Here is a 21,184-nt window from a genome sequence, read left to right on the forward strand (position 1 = left end):
AGGGGCAAGATGCTGCCTCAGCGGATTTTGGCAACGGCCTGTTCGACCGCTTGGCGGGTTTGGTCCAGATCGTCGCGCGATATCGCCAATGAAGGGTAAAGCTTGCCCGGCGATTTGAAGATGCCGCTGGCCCGCAAGCTGTCATTGTAGGTTTTGTTGCGTGCAGCGTCATCATGTCTGGCCTCTCGATAATCCCGGCAGGGCGATGTGGTGAAATAGACATCAAAAAGGGTCGCATCCCCGACAATGCGGTGCGGGATATCGGCCTGGGTCAGCGCTTGGCTCTGCATGTCTTGCAACGCGGTGCCGACTTCGCGCAGCCTGTCGTATTGTCCCGGGCGCTTAAGGATCTCCAGCGTTTTCAGACCGGCCGCGGCTGCAACCGGATTGCCCGAAAGCGTGCCCAGCTGCATCAGCCAGCGGTCATCGCCCACAATGGATTTGTCAAAATGCTTCATGATCTCGCCGCTGGCACCAAGGGCGGCCAAGGGGAACCCGCCGCCGATGACTTTGCCTAGGGTGCAAATGTCGGGTGTGACACCGTAACGTTCCTGCGCGCCGCCATAAGCAAGTCGAAACCCGGTGACGATTTCGTCGAAGATCAGCAGAACACCATGTTTGTCACAAAGCGCGCGCAGACCCTGAAGATAGCCCGGCTCGGGCGGGATGATCCGTTGCAGGGGTTCGGCAATGATTGCAGCAATGTCCTTATGCTCTGACAAAAGCGCGGCCACGGCCTCCAGATCGTTATAGGGCGCGACCAAAACCTCTTGGGCCACCGCGTCCGGGATGCCTGCGCTGTCGGGCACAGGTTGCGGAAAATTCACGCGTTTGGATGGCGCAAGGCTCATCTGCGCTTCGGCACTCATTCCATGGTAACCGCCTTCAAACTTCAGAACTTTCGAGCGCCCGGTATAAGCCCGCGCCAGGCGGATCGCGTACATGTCCGCCTCGCCTCCGGTGGCTACGAACCGAACCTGTTTGCAACAGGGCACGGCGTCGATGATGGTTTCGGCCAGTTCGATGCCTTTGGCGTTGTTGGCAAAAAACGTCATGCCCTCGGGCAGTTGTTCCAGAACAGCTTCCATAACCTCGGGGTGGCCGTGACCCAGCAGCATGGGCCCGGATCCGATCAGATAGTCGATATATTCATTGCCATCCTCATCCCAGACGCGGCTGCCGTCGCCGCGCGCAATGACGATGCCGGGGTCGAAATTGCCGAACCCGCCAGCGGGCAACACGGCCCGAGCGCGGGTGATCCATTCAGCTTGGGTGGTCAGTTTCTGCATGTCTCAGTCCAACTCCAATATCGGGGTCCCCAGAAGATCAAGATCGGGCGTTACGCCCAAGCCGGGACCTTCGGGTGGTGCGATGCGACCGTTCTTGCGTATAGGCGCGTCGGGGCAGAGGCGCGGTGCCACATAGGCCGACAGATCACACGTGTTCAGCAGCGATTTTTGCGGGGTTGAGGCCGCGAAATGCAATGAGGCGGCGGTTACGATATCCGACCCCCAGGTGCATTCGGCGCAAATCTCGGCCCCCAGATGCACCGTCAGATCACGGGCGCGCCGCATCGCGGAAAGGCCGCCGAATTTGGACAGTTTCAGGGCCACCGCGTCCAGACACCCCAATTCGTGCGCCCGCAGCAAGCTTGCCAGATCAAAAGCGTTTTCGTCGATCTTCATGGGTAAGCCTGTGGCCTGACGCACGGCGGCACAGTCCTCCAGCGTCTGGCAAGGTTGTTCCAGCATGATATCCAGATGCGCCACCGCACGTCCCGTGCGCGTTGCCTGCAAACGCGTGGCACCGCAGTTCCAATCACCGTAGACCAAAGGCCCGGGGCCAACGGTTTCGCGAACTTTGGCTAACCGCTCGGCATCTGCTTGCCAGTCATCATCCGCACCCAGTTTGACTTGAAACTGCCTGATCCCGCTTTGAAAAGCCACGCGCGCGATCTGCGCCATCTGATCCGGTGCGGTACATGTGATCGAATGGTAAAGCGGCATGTCTGCGCACCTTCGCCCGCCCAAAAGGGTATAGACAGGCAAGTTAATGGCTTTGCCGACCAGGTCCCACAAGGCGATGTCGATGATTGACTTGGCATAAGAATGACCGGGTAAAAATGCTTCCGATTCCGCCATCTTGGCCTCGACGCCCATTGGCGTTGCCCCCAGTAACAAGGGGGCCAACTCGGTCACCGCGCTTGGAACGCCCTTGGCATAGGCGGGCAGATAGTGCGGGATGGGACAGACCTCGCCCCATCCTTTCAGGCCTGTGTCCGTCTCAAGGCAAAGGACGTGAGTTTCAACGGTCGCGCAGGTTTTGCCATCAGCCATGTAATAGGTTTCATGGCTTTTCAAATCGATGGACCACAGTGACAAGCGGATGATCTTCATCGGCTCGCTCTTTGGAGAGGCTTCGAAGCGTTCCACTTACTCATCGTGCCGCCTCAAGCGCGCTGTCAGTGCGCGGCAACAGGCTGCCTGGATCATAAGCGGGCTCACCTAGCACCCGTGCGGCCCGTGGCATTCCGTGAATAACGACGCTCAGCTCGGTGCCCGGTGCGGCGGCCTCGGGTTTGACATAGGCAAAGGCCAGAATCTTGCCGGCCGTATGTCCATAGGCGACAGAAGCGGCCGAGCCGACAACGCACCCGTCCAGCATCACCGCCTCGCCGCCGTGCCCGTCAATCTCGCCATCCGGTTCGATCTCAAGATAGGCGCAGATCCACGGCAGATCGGTGTTGAGGGTCTTGTCCTTGCCCAAATAGTCCTTGTCGGTGCGCGCAAAGCGCTGCACATCAGCCTCGGCCAGCGTGACCTCGTTGGTCAGTTCACCAGCGCCTTTGAAACCTTTCTCCATTCGCATCACGTTCATGGCAAAGCTGCCATAGTCGGCGATGCCATGCGGCCCACCCGCCGCCCAGAGCGCGGTGTAGACATCCAGACAAGCGGCGTTGGGCATGTGCAGCTCCCAGCCCAGCTCACCGGCATAGGACATGCGGAAGGCCCAAACCTTGTGGCCCGCGATGGTGATCTCTTGCGCCGAAAGCCATCGGAACCCGGCATTGGTCAGATCAGCATCGGTGCAACGCGCCAGCACGTCGCGCGACCGGGGGCCGTTCAGTGACAGAGCCGACCAGTCGGCAGAGAGCGCGGTGATCTGCACAACCTCGTCGTTGCGCTGTTGGGTGAGGTGATCCAGCAGGCGCTGTTCAAAGAACGCAGCGCAGACCAGATAGAACCGGTCTTCGGCCATGCGCACGATCGTGGTCTCCAACTCGATCCGGCCCCGGCGGTTCAGCATGTGGGTCAGGGTGATTGAGCCCAGTTTTTGCGGCATCCGGTTTGCGGTCAGCCGGTCCAGCAGAGCATAGGCGTCCGGCCCCGAAACCTCGACCTTGGTAAAGGCGGAGACATCCATGATACCCACACGCTCGCGCACCGCCTTGACCTCGACCGCGACCATGTCATCGGCTTGCGTTCGGCGGAAGGAATAGTGATCGCGCTGTTCCACCCCGTCGCGGGCAAACCAGCGGGGGCGTTCAAAGCCAAAAACCTCCTCATGCACGGCGCCTTTGGATTTCAGCAGATCGTGCAGGGGTGAAGGTTTCACCGGGCGTCCGGCCAGTCGGTTGAAATGCGGGAAGGGGATTTCGTGGCGCAAGCAGTAATCTTCCTCGGCCTTGATCACCTGCCAGTCCTTGGTGGCATAGCTGCCGAACCGGCGCGGGTCGAATTCTCGCATCGAGATATCGGCGGCCCCATGCACCATCCAGCGCGCCAGTTCGCGGGTCAGGCCCGGCCCCCAGCCGATGCCGATCTGCGTACCGCAGCAACACCAATAGTTCCGAACGCCCGGTGCGGGCCCGATCAGCGGGTTGCCGTCCGGCGGGTGCGAGATCGCCCCGTGCACATCGCGCTGTATTCCAAGCTCGGCAAAAATCGGCATCCGGTTGAGGCTTTCCTCAAGCCACGGCATCACCCGGTCGTAATCGGCATCAAATAGCCAATTCTCATATTCCCACGGACAGTGATCATGCCAGACCGAATTCGGGTTCTCTTTCTCATAGATCCCGATCAGCCCGCGCTGCTGCTCCATACGGATATAGCCCGAGACCTTGCGGTCGTCGCGGATCACCGGCAGTTCGGTATCCAGGTTCTGAAATTCGGGCACAGGCTCGGTCACGAAATAATGGTGTGTCATCGAAGTCATCGGCAGTTGCAGCCCCGACCATTCACCCATCTGGCGAGCATAGGTGCCGCCCGCGTTCACCACATGCTCGCAGGTAATGGTGCCCATCTCAGACTCAACCACCCATTCGCCGGTCTTGGCCTGCGTGATGTTGTTGGCGCGACAGTTGCGGAAGATGCGCACGCCCTTTTGCCGCGCGCCCGCCGCCATCGCCATGGTCACGTTGGTTGGGTCCACATGGCCGTCATCGGGCGTATGCAGCGCACCTAAAACACCGTCGAGATTGTAGAACGGGTGCAGTTCAGCCACCCTCTCGGGCCTGACCAGTTCGATGCTGAAGCCCAGCGACCGGCCTACCGACAGGGTGTGGCGCAGCCAGTCCATCTCATCCTCGGTATAGGCCAGACGGAAAGAGCCGCAGCCATGCCATGTCACCGGTTGACCGGTTTCCGCCTCTAAAGCACCGGAATAGAGGCCGATGTTATAGTCCACGCATTTGCCCAGCCCAAAGCTTGAGGTCGAATGGGTGATCTGCCCTGCTGCGTGCCAGGTACTGCCGCTGGTCAGTTCTGCCTTTTCCAGCAGGATGGTGTCATCGCCCCAGCCTTCATGGGCCAGATGATAGGCCAAGCCGACCCCCATGACACCACCGCCTACGATCACAACGCGGGCATGAGTGGGCAGTTTCTTCTCGGACATGACATTTCCTCTTCCCGAGTCGCTTTTCTGCTCGACAGGCTAATTCCACATTTGTACCATCGTCAATCATGAATGACACAAATGTATCAATGACCGTCTTGACGCGCCTGACACAAGAGTGGGAGGCGCTGACCCCAGAGGCTCAGAAAGCCGCGCGTTATGTGTTGGAGAACCCCACGGATGTAGGGGTTTCAACCGTGCGCGAGATTGCCGAGGCCGCCAAGGTCAAGCCCAACACGTTTGTACGTATGGCCCGGCAGGTGGGTTTTGACGGCTATGAGGATTTTCGCGCACCCTTCCGCGATGCGATACGCAAGGGCAGCGTGTCCTTTCCGGATCGTGCCCGTTGGCTGCAGGATATCGGCAAGTCGGGTGAGCTGGGCGGGCTTTATGCCGATATGGTGGGCGCGGCGATCCGCAATATCGAAGACACGTTTGCAGGGATTGATGCTGCTGCGCTGAAGGCTGCGGCCGAAGCAATATGGAATAGCCGCCAGATCTTTACGCTGGGAGTTGGCGTCAACAATTCGAACGCGCGCAATTTCACCTATCTGGCCTCAACGGGCATGAAGCAGTTCCATGCGATTCCGCGGCCTGGGTCCACACCGGTTGACGATCTGGCTTGGGCGGACGACCAGGATGTGTTGATCGCCATCACTTGCCACCCGTACCGGACCGAAGTGATCGAGGCCGTAAAGCTGGCGCGCGACCAGGGCATGACGGTTATCGGGATTTCCGACAGCCCGGCCAGCCCGGTGATCCTGAATGCGCAGCACGGGTTTGTGGTGGCCGTAGATACGCCGCAATTCTTCCCGTCATCAGTGTCCACACTCGCCGTTTTGGAAACTCTTCTGTCCTTCGTTATCGCCGTTGCCAGCGATGAAATTGTCGAACGGGTTGAAAGGTTTCACCGTCGTCGCCACCAGCTTGGCCTTTACGTGGAGGAGCCCGAATGAATGCCCCCCTGATCCATTCGCTCGACGCGCGGTACTACACCGATCCTGAGCTGTTTGCGAAAGAAATGCAGGGACTGTTGGCGCGAACCTGGCAGTTCGCAGGCCATGTCGCGCAGGTGCGCGCGCCGGGCGATTATTTCGCGTTTGAAATTGCCGGGCAGAACCTCTTTTGCATCAAAGGGCGTGATGGCGAAATCCGCACGTTCTATAACGTGTGCCAACACCGCGCGCATGAAATGGTAAGTGGAGCAGGCAATACGCGCGTAGTGGTGTGCCCATATCATTCCTGGACCTACGAGTTGACAGGCCAATTGCGCGCGGGGCCAAATATCAAATCGGTTCCGGGCTTTGATCGCAGCACTATTTGCCTGACTTCGGTGCGCACCGAACTGTTCAACGGCTTCATCTTTGTCAACTTGGATGACGACGCGGCCCCGATGGATGAGTGGTTTCCGGGCGTGCGCGAAGAACTGCGCGCCTTTGTTCCGAATATCGACGCGCTTGAACCGCTGGAATGGGTCGAAATACCTGAGAACTGCAACTGGAAGGTCAGTATCGAGAACTACTCGGAATGCTATCACTGCCCGACCAATCACCCGACCTTCGCCGAAGGCGTGGTCAAGCCCGAGACCTATGACATTCAGCCCGACGCGAGCGGAGGCTTTGTGCTGCGTCACACCACCGAATGTCAAAGCCTTGAGAATATGACATATCCGATTGACCTTTCGGTGCCGCATGCCGGTGACTATCAGTCGTGGTTCCTGTGGCCCATGTTTTCGTTCCAATGCTATCCGGGCAATGTGCTCAACACCTATCACTGGCGCGCACACGATGCCGATCACTGCACCGTCTGGCGCGGCTGGTATACCGAAGGTGGATCTGAAAGCGCCGTGATCCGACAATTGGCTGTGCAAGACCGTGAAACCACGGTCGAGGAAGATATCCACCTCGTCGAAAGCGTCCATAGGGGGCTGAAATCGCGCGGCTATCGCCCGGGGCCACTGGTTCTGGATCCCCATTGCGGGGTATTGTCTGAGCATTCCATCGCGCGGCTTCAACAATGGATGCGCGACGCGGTGGACGAGTGAGCGCATACCAAACATTCAGTTATTCGAGCGGAGAGACAGCATGGCCGACATATTTGATGAAGACCTTTTTCTGAAAGGTCTGGAGCAGCGAAAAAGCACGCTGGGCGCGGAATATGTCGAGCGCAACCTCGAAGCTGCAGACGCGTTTACGCGCCCTTTTCAAGAGGCGATGACAGCTTGGTGCTGGGGCTTTGGCTGGGGTGACGATGTCATCGACGCCAAGACCCGGTCCATGATGAACCTGGCCATGATCGGTGCGCTGGGAAAGATGACGGAATGGGAAATTCATTGCAGGGGCGCCTTGCGCAACGGTGTCAGCCCGGATGAAATCCGCGCCATCATCCATGTCGTCGGCATCTATTGCGGCGTGCCTCAGGCCCTAGAGTGTTTTCGCGTCGCCAAAAAGGTGCTGTCAGAGGCGACCTGACCCCGTTGATCCGCCCCGAGGGATCGTTTCGCGGAATCCAGAATGTCTGTTACTGTGTCAATGTGATCCTAAGGCTTGGGAGGGTTCTGCCTTTATTTCATCGCGTTAAGTTGGGCCTTGTTTAACGGCCTGGCACGCATTTTCGCGGATGCCATGAATGTGCTGTGCCCTTATTGCGCTGACAAAAGACACAGAAAACATAAAGGGTGAGGGACAATAATGGCCGATCAGAAACTGCGCACAACCGATGGAAACGGACGCGTCTATGACAGCGTGCTGGACACGATCGGCAACACTCCGGCCATTCGGGTCAACAATCTGGGCCCTGAAGGGGTCGACATTTATGTGAAATTCGAAGCGTTCAATCCGGCAGGGTCGGTCAAGGACCGCTTGGCTGTGAACATCATCGAAGCAGCAGAACGCAGCGGAGCGCTGAAGCCCGGACAAACGGTTGTCGAAGCCACCAGTGGCAATACGGGGATTGGGCTGGCCATGGTCTGTGCGCAAAAAGGCTATCCGCTTGTGGTCACCATGGCTGACAGTTTCTCGGTCGAACGCCGCCGCCTGATGCGGATGCTGGGGGCCAAGGTGGTGCTGACTCCGCGTGCCGAGAAAGGTTTTGGCATGTATCGCAAAGCAGCAGAGCTGGCTGAGGCCCACGGTTGGTTGCTGGCGCGCCAGTTCGAAACGCAGGCCAATGCCGACATTCATGAGGCAACCACCGCACGAGAAATCATGTCGGATTTCGCGGGGCGTACTCTGGACTACTTTGTGACCGGGTACGGCACCGGCGGTACTCTGACCGGTGTGGCCCGTGTGCTGCGGAAAGAACGCCCCGAGACACGGATCATTCTGTCAGAACCTGCCAACGCGCAGCTGATCGGCAGCGGTATCGCAACCGAGCGTGGACCTGACGGTGATCCTTTGTCCGGCCACCCTGCGTTTGAACCTCATCCGATCCAGGGCTGGACACCCGATTTTATCCCTGCAGTTTTGCAGGAGAGCATCGACAATAAATACTATGACGAACTGATCCCTGTGCCCGGACCAACAGGAGTGGAGTGGGCCCGAAAACTTGCCAGTCAGGAAGGTATCCTGACCGGGATATCCGGCGGATCAACGTTCGCCATCGCAGTGGGCATCGCTGAAAAGGCCGCACCTGGTAGCACCATTCTGTGTATGCTGCCCGATACGGGTGAGCGCTATCTGAGCACGCCTCTTTTTGAGGGTATTGCCGAAGAGATGACCGAGGAAGAGATTGAGATCTCAAAGTCCACGCCAGGTTGCCAGATGCCCTGAAAGGTCATGAAACCGTTACAGTTTGTCAGTAGTGGCTGACATTCATCGGTAAGTTCTGACCCAAAGACGGAAGAAAAATGAGCAAGTTCAAAGCGGTTGTGTTCGACTGGGCTGGGACCGTCGTCGATTTTGGTTCATTTGCGCCGATGGGGGTTTTTGTCAAAGCTTTTGCTGAATTTGGGATCACGGCGACAATCGAACAGGCCCGTGGCCCGATGGGGGCTGCCAAATGGGACCACATCCAAACCATGATGGCGATGGATGACATTGCTGCCCAGTGGGAGGCAAAATTCGGTAACCCTCCCGGCGATGCGGATGTCGACAAGGTCTATGAAGTCTTTGTGCCCATGAACGAGAAGGTTGCCGCCGATTATGCGGATTTGGTGCCGGGTGCCAAAGAGGCCGTCGACGCGTTGCGCGAAATGGGGCTCAAGATCGGGTCGACCACCGGCTATACTAGATCGATCATGGAGAATGTGCTGCCGGTGGCCGCGCAGCAGGGCTATGTGCCCGATAATTTGGTCTGTTCTGACGATTTGCCCGAAGGGCGCCCAGGGCCATTAGGTATGTATAAATGCATGGTTGATCTGGTCGCTTATCCACCAGCGGCACTTATCAAAGTTGACGATACGGCCCCCGGTATCAAGGAAGGTGTCGCCGCCGGATGTCTGACCGTTGGTGTGGCCATGTCAGGCAACGCGGTGGGAAAGACACCGGATGAGCTGGCCGCGCTGGGCGAGGCTGAGGTTGACGCGTTGCGCCAACATGCGACGCAGATCCTGAAAGACGCAGGTGCGGACTATGTGGTCGACACTGTGGCAGACTTGCCTGAACTGCTGCGCCAGTTGGACAGTGCAGCCTGACCTTGGCGTAAGCTTAACTTGGCAACACGCCACCAAATGGCTATCATTCTGGAAATTGAAGCGATCCGAGAATTCGGAGCCAGGTAATTTTTCTACCGACGGCCCGGCACCGGTCACACAAGGAATACCAGTTTATTGTGCCGTCCTTACGGCTTTTGAAATATTTGTTTTTAATTGGTACCAGGGACTGCGGCACAATGGACGTCAAAACCTGGTTGGAAAGCAACGCGTTGGGAAAATACGTAGATGCTTTTCTGGCCAACGCGATTGATCTGGATATCGTCGCATCGCTGAGCGAGGCGGATTTGGTTGAGCTTGGCCTGTCGCTGGGTGACCGCAAGCGTGCAATGCGCGCGATTCAAGAGCTTCCAAAATATGGTGCTGTCGCGGAATGGCCCGATCTGCAACAGACCGGGCACCTGGCGCATCATGCGATCCCAGAGAGGCGGCATCTGTCCGTCATTTTTGTGGATCTGATTGGATCAACGCAACTGTCCAATCAGATGAACCTTGAGGATTATCGCGGTACGCTACATCGCTATCAGAACCTGTGTCTGGATGTCATCCGCGCGCATAACGGACATGTGGCGCAGTTTCTCGGCGACGGAGTTGTCGGATATTTCGGCTACCCTCGGGTTGAAGAAAACGATGCCGAACGCGCGGTTACCGCCGGGTTAGAGCTCTGCGAAGCAATGGGCAAATTGCGGCGAACAGACGGGCGCCCTTTGGCGGTTCGGGTGGGCATCTCTTCGGGTGAGGCGGTCGTCGACGAGCATTCGACCTTTGGCGGTCTGGTATTTGGCAATGTTCCTAACCTGGCAGCGCGCATACAAGCCCATGCCGACCCAAGTTCGGTGGTCATAAGCGACCGGACCAAGGATCTGATCGGCAAAAACTTTGTCTGCGACTGGAAGGGCAAACATGCGCTCAAGGGGTTTGATGACCCGGTTGGCGTTTGGCAACTGGTGCGGGCAGAGAAATCGACCTTGCGCTTTAGAAACAGGCCGCGTGCGCGCGAAGATACATTTGTCGACCGCGAAGATGAGCGCAGGGTGCTGGAAGATTGCTGGCGCCTGACACGGGGTGGCAAAGGGCAAACCGTGATGATCTCGGGCCAGGCGGGGATTGGGAAATCCTGTCTGATCGAAGTGGTCAGTCAGTCCATAGCATCGGGTGGGCGGATGCAGCTGGATTTTCAATGTGCCCCCAATCATGAGGCCAGCGCCTATTTCCCGATCAAGACCTGCATCGAAACTCTGGCGGGCATCCGCATTTCAGACGACAACGCACAAAAGCTTAAGAAACTTGAAAAGCTTCTGGATGACAACGACGGCAAGACCGACAGCACACTCGCACTTTTTGCCAGCCTGATCTCTGTGTCGCTGCCGGGGCAGCAAGAGGCACCCGATCTTGCCTCTAGCCAGTCCAGCGACCAGATACAGGCCGCCTTGGTCAAGATTGTCGGCTCAATGGCTGCGCGCCAACCGGTTTTGATGCTGTTTGAAGATCTGCAGTGGGTGGACCCGTCGACAGAGCAGTTGATTGATCTGCTATCAAAGCAATTGCGGTCGGTCCCGGTAATGATCGTCTGCACCTACCGACCGGGCTATCACCCTCCTTGGGCGGGGCGCGACGGCGTTAACACCATCGAACTGCGGCGGTTGGGGCAGGGGGATGTGCTTGAGATGCTCAACAACCTGCTCAAGACCATTCCCGTCTCGCCGGATGTGAAACAAAGGATCGCCACCCGCACGGGTGGTGTTCCGTTGTTCACCGAAGAAATGGCCCGGATGGTCGAGGATCGGTTTTCCGATACCGATCCCAAACGTTCCGAGGATGAGGCGCTTTTCCTACCGTCCACATTAAAAGAACTCTTCTGGTCGATGATCGACAGGCTGAATGAGGCGCGCGCGCTGGTGCCGATCTGCGCCGCCATCGGTCAGAATATCCGACCTGCCATGGTCAAGATGGTCAGTGAAAGCACGGACGCGGAAACGCAATCTGCGCTGAACGAGCTGGTCGAGGCTCAGATCCTTGTTCCGCGTGGCGACGATGCGGACCGGCTTTACGCGTTCCGGCACGGGCTTATTCAGGAAGCCGCGTACGAGCTGATGCTTCCCAGCCGAGCACGCGCCGTACACAAACGCATCGCCGCCGTGATGCGTGAAGACTTCAAGACCCTGTCCGATCAACATCCCGAACTGTTGGCCTATCACTTCTCACGCGCCGAGATGTTTTCCCAAGCGCGCGATGCCTGGTGTCAAGCGGCCGCAGTGGCGGCAAGCCGGTCGGCCAACGAAGAAACCATCCGGCATCTGAGATCGGCGCTGAGCGAAAACGAGAAAACCGAAGCATCAGCGACGCGTGACCGTGAAGAGATCGCTGTTCGAAAAATGCTGAACCTTGCGCTGAGCAAGCGGGCCTTCGGCTCGGCCGAAGTGATGGAAAATTTCCGGCGCTACCGTGACCTTCTGGAGCGCACAAGCGGAGATGGCGCGGATACGTTTCTGGCCGTTCACGTGCAGTTTGGCGCGCAATTGATGCAGAGCGACGCGCCGGGAGCTTTGGTGCTGTGCGACTATCTTCAGGAAATTGCTGACCGCACCGGGGATCCGACAATGCAGGCTCTGACGGCGCATAACCTCGGCATGAGCAATTTCATGCTGGGCCGTCTGGACGCGGCGATTTCTGCTTTCGATCAGGCCCTATACTTGCGCAAGCAAACTTCGCGGGCAGATGTGCTAACCTATCACGAGTCGGATATCCAACTTGTTGATGCGGTCATGCGGTGTTGGGCTCATGCGCTGAAGCCGGACAATCAAGCCACTGCGCAGCAGTTGATTTCCGAAGCGCAGGAATTGGTGCGAGCCGATCAACACGACTTCACCCGCTGCTATGCGCTGAACGTCCTGGCGACGGCTTACCAAAACCTTGGGGATGTTCCGCGCCTGCGTCGTCTTGTTGATGAGGCGATGGAGATCAGTGGCAAGCGCGAGTTCCGTTATTGGTACGCTTGGGGTGAAATTCTGCTGGGGTGGGCCCATACAACCCAAGGCGAATATGAACGCGGGATCGAAGAACTACGAAAAGGCATTCAAGATTACCAGGCGACGGGCTCGACGCAGATCTTGCTTTATGCCCGCACATTGCTCGCTGATGCCTATCTTGAGGCCGCCCGATACGAGGAAGGTCTGGAAGAAATCCAGAGGATCCGCGAAGACGAAAAACGCCTGACTGTTCGCTATCAAATGCCACTGACAGACCGTGTGGAAAATACGCTGAGATTGACCCTGGGTGCGACCGTGTTGTGACGATGATTGTTGCGCTTTTCGCGTTATGTTTGAAATTTTTGGAAAAAATCGTTAATATGAATATGCATTAAAGCTTCTTAAAACCTTAGTTTCAGGAGAGAATAATGTTCACCAGCAAGACATTCAGAAGATTTTGCCTCGGGGCATTGACGTCTGTTGCGGTCCCGCTTGCGGCCATCGCCAGCGAGGTTGAGGCCCAAGATGGTGAGGTCAAGATCGAGGGGGAACGCGGCGATTATTCTGGTGGACAGTACCAGTTTCGGTTCCATTATCACCCCGAAGCAGACAGCCGCGCGTTGTTGGAGGAGGGTTTGCCGTTTGACACCTCGGGCGGTGCGGTCGAAATCAATTCGGTCGACCTGTTCCAAAAGTACCGGGGTGAGGAGTTGATTGAGGCCCCCGAGTTTCAGGCCCTGCAGCGCCAATCCGCAAGGGGTGGCGTTGCTGCGGCGTTCTCGGACATGGTTTTGTTTGAACTTGCGGTTTTACAGAAGAATTGCGTGGCGAATGGCGAGCCGATCGCAAATTCGGCGATCACGCCTGTCTATAGCAACATCCGATTGCACACCAACCCGATCCGCGGCAATGCGGTATTCAATGTGTTTTCCTACAAAGAGATCACCTGCACGGAAAACGGCAATCTCCTGACCATACCTTTGAAGAGGCGTTGGGTAATCTCGGCCTTGCGCGGCCTGGAGCAGCGCGACATTACCAAGACCATTACCTTCGTCGACGCAAGCGGCAATACGGTCCAGACCGATATGACTTATATGATGTCGGCGGGAGGCAAGGATTTGCGGTTAATGGCCTATTATTCGAACCTGACACTCAGCGGGGACCGCTACGAGCAAGATATGAAGCTGGTTTCAGCTTTTGATGAGTTTGGCAACGTCGATCCGCGCAACAAATACTATCGCCCGCACGAAGACAGCTGTCTGGACATCGTGTTCAAGAACAAGCCAACCAATGACCATAAGATCTGGTCCAGCCCGACCTCGATGCTGTTCTGCGCGCGCGGCTGTATACCGGGAGATGTCAGCGCAACCAAATAAAGCGTGCATTTGCGTGACCCCTCTGGGGTCACCAACCGCGTCGTCCGAACAGGGCGTGAATGCGGTTCTGGGTGGCAAACGGATCCGTTTCGGTGGGCTTTGAGAGGCGTGTCGTGACACGGCTGACCAACACCCATCCGATGGCCGCAAATATCACACCACCAAAAGCCTGCCCGAGCAGCACCCCGGGGGCACCGGCCAATTGCGATCCGATCATCACAAAAATCCAAGTTCCGATCGAGTGCCGCCCCCAATTTATCCATGTGGAATAGATGGGGTGGCCCAGATTGTTGAAACTGGCATTGGTGACAAAGATGACGCCGTTGAAGAACGAAGCCAGCGCCAGCGGCCCGCAGAACAGGTAGATCAGCGTGCGAGTTTCACCTTGAGCGTCGAAAAGACCGGCGATCGGGGCTCGGAGCAAGAACAAGATAGTTGCCATAATCAGGACGTAGATGGCGGTGAATTTGACCCCTGCCAGAAAGGCGGCACGGACCCTGTCAAAGCGGCCTGCTCCGAAATTCTGCCCAATGATGGGCCCGATCGCACCGGACAGCGCAAAGATGACAGAAAACGCGACAGGCATCAGACGGCCTATGATTGCCATGCCTGCCACCGCCTCGGTGCCATAGCTGGCAATCTCGCGCACCACGATGGCGTTGCCAATCGGTGTGGCGACGTTGGTCAATACGGCAGGCACTGCGATAAGCCGGACGGCCGAGAAATCCCGGATCACCTGAGCGGGTGATGGGCGCGCAAACCCGTTATGCACACGGATCGCGGGCAAAAGCGCAGCGATCAACATCGTGATCCGCGCCAGTACGGACGCGATGGCAGCGCCGTCCAGGCCCAGACCGACCCCAAAGATCAGGATCGGGTCAAGCACTGCATTCACGATGCCGCCGTAGATTGTCGCCATCATCGAACGGCGGGCATCCCCGCGTGCACGCAGGACGGCCATTGCGGTCATGGCAAAGGACATTACCCACATGGTGGGCAGGATGATCGTCATATACCGCGCGGCCAGACGCAGCACCTCGCCTTCTGCGCCAAGCAGAGACAGCAGGCTATCAAGGTTGAGCAAGACGATAATTGAGATCAAAATCGCGCTGCACACGCCCAAGGCGGCGACGCTTGCAGCATAGGTCCGGGCCTGATCAGATCGACCAGCGCCCAGCTCGCGCGCGACCAACGCTCCGGCTGCGATGGACAGGCCGATATTGACCGCATTGGTGAAGAACAACAGCGTGCCAGCATAGCCGACTGCTGCGGCCAGAGCGTCATTGCCCAGCATCGAAATGAAAACCATGTCGACAAAATCGACCGCGAAGATCGCCATCAGGCCAATACTGGTGGTCAGGGACATGCGCACGACGTGCCGCATCAGGCTGCCGGTCAGAAACACCGCTTTGGTTTCGGAAGCCTCTGCCATACCGTACTGATTCCCCGCTGTGTCAGGCCACACTGCCTTTTATTTCAGCCTGCCGACAAGGGCCGTCTTCATCTCGCGTTTTTCAAAACTCCGGTTTTCGTTTTCTACGATGCTGACGTGTTTCAGTTGCTCGAGGTGCCGTCACGGCGGTGTAATTTGGAAAGGCATTGGGAGGTGTTGAATGAAATCGCGCACAAAAGTTGTGGTCATCGGCGGTGGTATCGCCGGATGTTCGACCTTGTACCATCTGACGCAAGAGGGTTGGAGCGATGTCGTTCTGGTCGAACGCAATGAGCTGACCAGCGGAACCACATGGCACTCTGCCGCGCAGGTGACGAACTTTGGCATGAACCAAACCATGGTTGGGTTAAAGACCCATTCGATCAACCTGTACAAAGAGCTGTCCGAAGATCCTGAGTATCCCATCAACTATCACCATGGAGATGGTGGCATCCGTTTGGCCAATACAGAGGCGCAGATGCAGGGCTATCGTCACTTCGCCTCGATGGCGCGCGGTATGAACGTGCATTTCGAGGTGATTGATGCGGCAGAGTGCGCGCGCCGTCATCCGTTGATTTCGACCGACAACTTGATTGGCGGGCTATGGGACCCGCTTGACGGCGATATCGACCCTGCGCAGTTGTGTCAGGCCTTGGCGCGGCGCGCACGAAAGGCGGGTGCGGAAGTTTACCGCAACACGCCCGTCACAGGTCTGATCCAGCACCAGGATGACACTTGGACCGTGCAGACTGACAAGGGAGACATCGACTGTGACATCGTGGTCAATGCCTGCGGATATCGGGTGAACGAGGTTGGTGCAATGATGGGGGTTCATCACCCCGTGGCCTCGATGGAGCATCAGTATTTCCTGACAGAAGAAATCCCGGCGATCAAAGACGCCCGTCACCGGATGCCCCTGATCCGCTGTCCGATCAGCGACTATTATTGCCGCCAGGAAAAACATGGCCTGTTGGTCGGGTTTTACGAACAGGATTGCAAAACCTGGGGCATGGACGGGATTGACCACAACTTTGTCAATGCGTTGTGCCCGGATGATCTGGACCGTGTGACCGATGTTCTGGAAGGGGCCTTTGCCCGGATGCCTGCCTTGATGGAGGTGGGGATTCACACCATCGTCAACGGGCCGATCACCTATACCATCGACGGTGCTCCTTTGGTGGGGCCGATCCCTGGCAAGCGCAACGCATTTTGCATCATTGGACTGCGCGCTGGGCTGGGCGAGGGTGGCGGGCATGGCTGGCTTCTGGCACAGCAGATCGTTCATGGTGAGGCGTGTTATGACACGTGGTGCCTGGACCCGCGCCGCTTTACCGGGCACGCGAATGTCGAACTGACGGCGCTGAAGGCGATTGAGGATTATCAAAACGAGTTTCGGTTTCACTTCCCCCACGAACATCGCCCTGCCGGACGCCCAGCCAAGACAACGCCGCTGACGCCCTTGCTGGCAGCGGAAGGCGCTGACTTTACAGTGGTGAACGGATGGGAAAGGGCGGATTACTTCAAGCCAGATCCGGAGTTCCGTCACACGCCAAGCTTTCACTTTGACGAAGCGTTTGACGTTGTGGGTGCCGAAGTGCGCGCGGTGCAACAGGCCGTGGGCCTATGCGAGGTGAACGGGTTCAACCGGCTTGAGATCACCGGCGCAGATCGCCAACGCTTTCTGGACCGCTTGGTCTGCGGCGCGGTGACCAAACGCGATGGGCGCGTCGGGCTGGGGTATTTGCTGAACCATCACGGCAGGATCAAAGCTGAGGCTACCATCGCCAATCTGCCCGCAAGTGATCGCGGGCCTCACCGGGTTTGGTACGGGTCAGCAGCTGCAAGTGAATTTCACGATATGGATTGGTTGCAACAGCATATCCAGCAAGGCGAGCACGTGCAGATACGGTCCTTGACCAATGACCAGACCATATTGGTTCTTGCCGGACCCAAGGCGCGTGATGTGCTGGCCACTTGCGCGCGCGGCGACTGGTCGAATGAGGGTTTTCCCTGGCTCAGCCTGCGCGAATGTTTCGTTGGTTTTGCACCGGCAACGGTCATGCGAGTCAGTTTCTCGGGCGAGCTGGCCTATGAAATCCATGTGCCGAACGCCTCGCTCTATGCGGCTTACCTGGCTTTGCGCCAAGCGGGCGAGGCGCATGGGCTAAAGCTGTTTGGCGCGCGCGCTGTCGAGTCGATGCGGATGGAGAAGGGGTTTCTGCATTGGAAAGCCGATCTGATCACCGAATTCGATCCATATGAGACTGGGTTGAGCAGGTTCGTGAAGCTGGAAAAAGGCGACTTCGTTGGCAAAGATGCTCTGATCGCGAGAAAAGCCAAGGGCCCGCAGCGCAGGCTGGTCACGTTACAGCTTGATTGCGATCACGCGCCTGCGCATGCAGGTGCTTCTGTCATGCTTGGGGATCGTGTCGTGGGTACGGTAACGTCTGGCGCCTGGGGGTATCGCGTCGGCATGAACCTGGCTTATGCCTTTGTTGCGCCGGAGTTGGCAGAGAACGGCAACCAGATGCAAATGGATCTGTGCGGTGACATAGTGCAGGCGCGTGTGATCCCACCATCTCCCTATGATCCGGGTTTCGAAATCATCAAATCGTAAAAAAAACCCCGGGTGGTAGCCCGGGGTTCTCTGTTTCTTTGAAAGATCAGCTGCGACCTTTCCAGGGCACCAACCAGTTTTCAGCCATGCGCATCAGGATGTCGATGCCGTACCCGATGATACCGATCAGGACGATACCCATGATGACGATATCGGTCAGCTGGAACTTGGATGCGGCGATGATCATCATCCCGGCACCTTTCTGGGCGGCAACCAGTTCGGCCGCAACCACGGTGCCCCAGCAGACGCCCATCGCAACACGCGCGCCCGTAAAGATCTCGGGCAGCGAGTTGGGAACAATGACATGGCGCATGATCTGCCATTTCGAGGCCCCCAGCGAATAGGCCGCGTGGATCTTCGAGATATTGACCCCGGACACACCAGCCCGCGCCGCGATGGTCATGATCCACAAGGCCGCCAGGAATAGCAGGACGATCTTACCCGTCTCCCAGATGCCGAACCAGATGATGACCAGCGGGATCAAGGCAAGCGGTGGAACCGGGCGCATGAATTCGACGATCGGATCGAACCAACCGCGGAACCAGCCCGACAGGCCCATGGCATAGCCCAGTGGAATGCCGATAAGCGCGCCGGTGACAAAGCCTGCAAAAACACGGAACAGGGACCAGCCCAGATGCTCCCACAGCGAGAAGTTCTGATAGCCTTCGGTCGCGATTTCAAAGAAGCGGGCAACAACGGTTTCAGGCGCAGGCAGCCAGATCGGGTTCATCTGCAATCCCTGAGCAGGCGTAAAGGTAATTGCGCCTTTATCCGTCAGAGAAACGGTACCATCCCCCACGTCAACGCGGGCGTCTGGTCCGATTGGAGTGCCATTGATCGCGACGATCTTGGCGCCATCCTTGCGGCTTGTTTCGTCGTTCTTGTCGAAGATGAAGGTCGAGGACCGACCGCTTGGAGCTCCGAACCCGTCATCTTTCGCAAACCCATCACCGGGATCAACGTCAAACGCCTCGGCATCTTCACCGAACGGGGGGACGCGGACAAAGACTGTCGCTTCGTCGGTCGATCCGTCAGGGTGTTCCAACGTATAGGTGAACTGCGTGTCACCGACAAAAGGCCCCGGAACATGGATCGGAAGCAGTTTCGATCCGGTGAACGCGCCCCAGATCACAAAGATCACCAGAACCGAGATGAACGAGGCCACTCGGTCCGCACGCACGGCGCTTTCGTCGCCGAAGGTAACGGTCTTTAGGCTGGTAAAGTCCTGACGGCTTTCCAGACCTTTGCGCAGCAGGTTGACGATCAGAAACGCGCCGCCAAACAGGCCGACATAAAACAGAAGAACGATCATGATGCTTGCTCCGTGCGGCCCATGATTTCTTCTTCCATTTCCCAAATCATGGTCAGGATTTCGTCTCGGGTTTCGGCAAAACCCTCGGATTTTTTCACGTCGCGCAGGTCCGCATTCACGCCGCGTTCCGCAAAGGGCAGGTTATATTGCTTGTGAATGCGTCCCGGACGTGGGGCCATCACGATCAGGCGTTCGCCCAGCAACAAAGCCTCCTCCACCGAGTGGGTAATCAGGATGATGGTCTTGCCGGTCTCTTTCCAAAGCCTCAGAACCAGACCCTGCATCTTTTCGCGGGTCAGCGCGTCCAAGGCCCCCAGAGGTTCGTCCATCAAAATGACATCAGGCTCGTTGGCCAGGCACCGTGCAAGCGCCACACGCTGCTGCATCCCGCCGGACAGTTCGTAAACCGCTTTGTCTTTGAAGTCTTGTAGGCCAACAACTTCAAGGAGATGGTCTGAGATCTTGTTTCGTTCGGCCAGGGGCATTCCCTTCATCCGCGGGCCGAAATCAACGTTTTCGCGGACGTTCATCCACTCAAAAAGCGCGCCTTTCTGAAACACCATGCCGCGTTCGGCGTCGGGGCCTTTGACCACATGGCCGTTAAGCTCGACCCGGCCCGAAGTTGGCGCCAGAAACCCGGCTACGATATTGAGCAAAGTTGTCTTGCCGCAACCCGACGGCCCCAGAACCGAGACCAATTCGCCTTCCTTCAAACTGAGCGATACGTCCTGAAGCGCCTGCACAGAAGTGCCATTGGGCAAGTCAAAACGCATGGACAGATCGATAATGTCCAATTCGGGCATTCTGTTTCCTTCCTGCTGTTATAACTGGGGGCTGGCCTGGCAACAGGACCAGCCCCCAGAACTTTGCTTGGTTGTCTTAGTTGGACGCTGCGGCCAACGGCGCCGCGTTCACAGCACCTTCATATGTGTCCAAGGCTGAATCGATGCTACCAGCCGAGACAAAGACGTTTGCCACGCCTTTCATGAAGTCCTGAGCGCCACCACCCAGCCATTTTTCCGACAGCTGTTCTTCGGCAGACGGGAACGAGAATGTTGCGATCGTTGCTTTTGCATCGGCAAGATCCATACCGGCATCCTTGGCGATGACCTCCAGCATGGCATCCTGGTTGTCACCCGCATTCCATTCCGCGTTCGCGGCTGCAGTGATCTCAAGGAACTTGGCCAGCAGTTCAGGCTCTTCCTCTACAAAGGACGAAGGCGCGCTCGTTACGTCAAAGACGAGGATACCCAGTTCTTCTTTTTCAGCACCGGTCAGCAGAACGTTACCGTGTTCGGTCATGCGGCGCAGCGCTCCACCCCAACCGCAGACCATGTCCAGGTTGCCCTGAGCAAAGGCAGCTGCACCATCTGCAGGAGCCATGTCAACGATTTCCAGCGAGCTGAGATCAACACCGAAGTGTTCCATCTGAGACAGGAAACCATAGTGAGCGGCGGTTCCGATCGGTACACCGACCTTCTTGCCGTTCAGTTCACCCGCGTTGGTTTTGTCGATTTCCAGAGCTTCGGCAACAACGCAGTTGTCGTTTTCCGAATAGCTTACGGCAACGTCAACGGCTTGCAGATCCTGACCGGCAGAGGTGGCGACAACAAAAGGCGGTACGCCCTGGCTCACGGCGATTTGGACATCGCCCGAAGCCATTGCAGCCGACATCGCGGTGCCGGTGTCAAAGGATACCCAGTTGATCTTGACGCCCATTTCTTCTTCGTAGGTGCCATTGGCTTTGGCATACTGGAAGGGCATTGGCCATTCCAAGAAGTAGGCAACAGTGATTTCATCCGCCGCTGAAGCCTGAGAAGCAGACACCGCAGCCGCCGCGGCACATACCGTCGAAAGCAGATATTTCTTGAACATTTTGATTGTGTTCTCCCTGTAGATTATAGCTGTTCGCTTTTTGCGACCCCAGGATTTCG

At 57.5% G+C, this 21,184-nt stretch carries 15 protein-coding genes; 8 read left to right on the forward strand and 7 right to left on the reverse strand.

What is annotated here, in order from left to right:
* Positions 1-17 precede the first annotated feature (17 nt).
* From GOX45_RS20140 to GOX45_RS20150, 3 genes are read right to left on the reverse strand one after another with little or no spacing between them, the layout of a single operon-like run.
* Entirely contained in the window at positions 18-1,289 is a 1,272-nt protein-coding gene (locus GOX45_RS20140) for an aspartate aminotransferase family protein (RefSeq protein WP_171103460.1), read from the reverse strand.
* Positions 1,290-1,292: 3 nt separating this feature from the next.
* Complete coding sequence (locus tag GOX45_RS20145) at positions 1,293-2,396, reverse strand: mandelate racemase/muconate lactonizing enzyme family protein (RefSeq protein WP_171103462.1); 1,104 nt, start codon at positions 2,394-2,396, stop codon at positions 1,293-1,295.
* A gap of 40 nt (positions 2,397-2,436) precedes the next feature.
* Complete coding sequence (locus GOX45_RS20150) at positions 2,437-4,893, reverse strand: FAD-dependent oxidoreductase (RefSeq protein ID WP_171103464.1); 2,457 nt, start codon at positions 4,891-4,893, stop codon at positions 2,437-2,439.
* A 68-nt stretch (positions 4,894-4,961) separates the two neighbouring features.
* Between GOX45_RS20150 and GOX45_RS20155 the strand changes: the two genes are divergently transcribed.
* The 7 genes from GOX45_RS20155 (at position 4,962) to GOX45_RS20185 (ending at position 13,889) form a co-directional block, all read left to right on the forward strand.
* Positions 4,962-5,849: a MurR/RpiR family transcriptional regulator gene (locus GOX45_RS20155; RefSeq protein ID WP_171103467.1), complete on the forward strand. Its 888-nt coding sequence runs from the start codon at positions 4,962-4,964 to the stop codon at positions 5,847-5,849.
* Entirely contained in the window at positions 5,846-6,937 is a 1,092-nt protein-coding gene (locus GOX45_RS20160; protein WP_171103468.1) for an aromatic ring-hydroxylating dioxygenase subunit alpha, read from the forward strand. Before GOX45_RS20155 ends, GOX45_RS20160 begins: the two co-directional genes overlap by 4 nt.
* Positions 6,938-6,977: 40 nt before the next feature.
* Positions 6,978-7,364, forward strand: a complete 387-nt coding sequence (locus GOX45_RS20165; RefSeq protein WP_171103470.1) for a carboxymuconolactone decarboxylase family protein — start codon at positions 6,978-6,980, stop codon at positions 7,362-7,364.
* 219 nt (positions 7,365-7,583) lie between these two features.
* Positions 7,584-8,663, forward strand: a complete 1,080-nt coding sequence (locus GOX45_RS20170; RefSeq protein ID WP_171103472.1) for a PLP-dependent cysteine synthase family protein — start codon at positions 7,584-7,586, stop codon at positions 8,661-8,663.
* 77 nt (positions 8,664-8,740) lie between these two features.
* Positions 8,741-9,526, forward strand: coding sequence for a phosphonoacetaldehyde hydrolase (gene phnX / locus GOX45_RS20175; RefSeq protein ID WP_171103474.1), 786 nt, complete (start codon positions 8,741-8,743; stop codon positions 9,524-9,526).
* Positions 9,527-9,723: 197 nt separating this feature from the next.
* Positions 9,724-12,837 carry an AAA family ATPase gene (locus tag GOX45_RS20180; RefSeq protein WP_171103475.1) on the forward strand — a complete coding sequence of 1,038 codons (3,114 nt, stop codon included), beginning with the start codon at positions 9,724-9,726 and terminating at the stop codon, positions 12,835-12,837.
* Positions 12,838-12,941: 104 nt separating this feature from the next.
* Positions 12,942-13,889: a hypothetical protein gene (locus tag GOX45_RS20185; protein WP_171103477.1), complete on the forward strand. Its 948-nt coding sequence runs from the start codon at positions 12,942-12,944 to the stop codon at positions 13,887-13,889.
* A 28-nt stretch (positions 13,890-13,917) separates the two neighbouring features.
* On the opposite strand, the gene GOX45_RS20190 is transcribed toward GOX45_RS20185, so the two are convergent.
* On the reverse strand, positions 13,918-15,321 hold the full coding sequence (locus tag GOX45_RS20190; protein WP_254446116.1) for an MATE family efflux transporter: 1,404 nt from the start codon (positions 15,319-15,321) through the stop codon (positions 13,918-13,920).
* A gap of 181 nt (positions 15,322-15,502) precedes the next feature.
* Between GOX45_RS20190 and GOX45_RS20195 the strand changes: the two genes are divergently transcribed.
* Entirely contained in the window at positions 15,503-17,938 is a 2,436-nt protein-coding gene (locus tag GOX45_RS20195; RefSeq protein ID WP_171103479.1) for an FAD-dependent oxidoreductase, read from the forward strand.
* A gap of 46 nt (positions 17,939-17,984) precedes the next feature.
* Here GOX45_RS20195 and GOX45_RS20200 read toward each other — a convergent pair whose 3' ends face one another.
* The 3 genes from GOX45_RS20200 to GOX45_RS20210 all read right to left on the reverse strand — a co-directional run bounded on the left by GOX45_RS20200 (position 17,985) and on the right by GOX45_RS20210 (position 21,125).
* Entirely contained in the window at positions 17,985-19,250 is a 1,266-nt protein-coding gene (locus GOX45_RS20200) for an ABC transporter permease (RefSeq protein ID WP_171103480.1), read from the reverse strand.
* A complete protein-coding gene (locus tag GOX45_RS20205; protein WP_171103482.1) occupies positions 19,247-20,053 on the reverse strand; it encodes a taurine ABC transporter ATP-binding protein in 807 nt (268 codons plus the stop codon). The genes GOX45_RS20200 and GOX45_RS20205 overlap by 4 nt, the downstream gene beginning before the upstream one ends.
* Positions 20,054-20,129: 76 nt before the next feature.
* Complete coding sequence (locus tag GOX45_RS20210; RefSeq protein ID WP_171103484.1) at positions 20,130-21,125, reverse strand: ABC transporter substrate-binding protein; 996 nt, start codon at positions 21,123-21,125, stop codon at positions 20,130-20,132.
* Between the last annotated feature and the right edge of the window lie 59 nt (positions 21,126-21,184).

This window comes from Ruegeria sp. HKCCD7255 (assembly GCF_013031565.1).
In the GTDB taxonomy this organism is placed as follows: Bacteria; Pseudomonadota; Alphaproteobacteria; order Rhodobacterales; family Rhodobacteraceae; genus Ruegeria.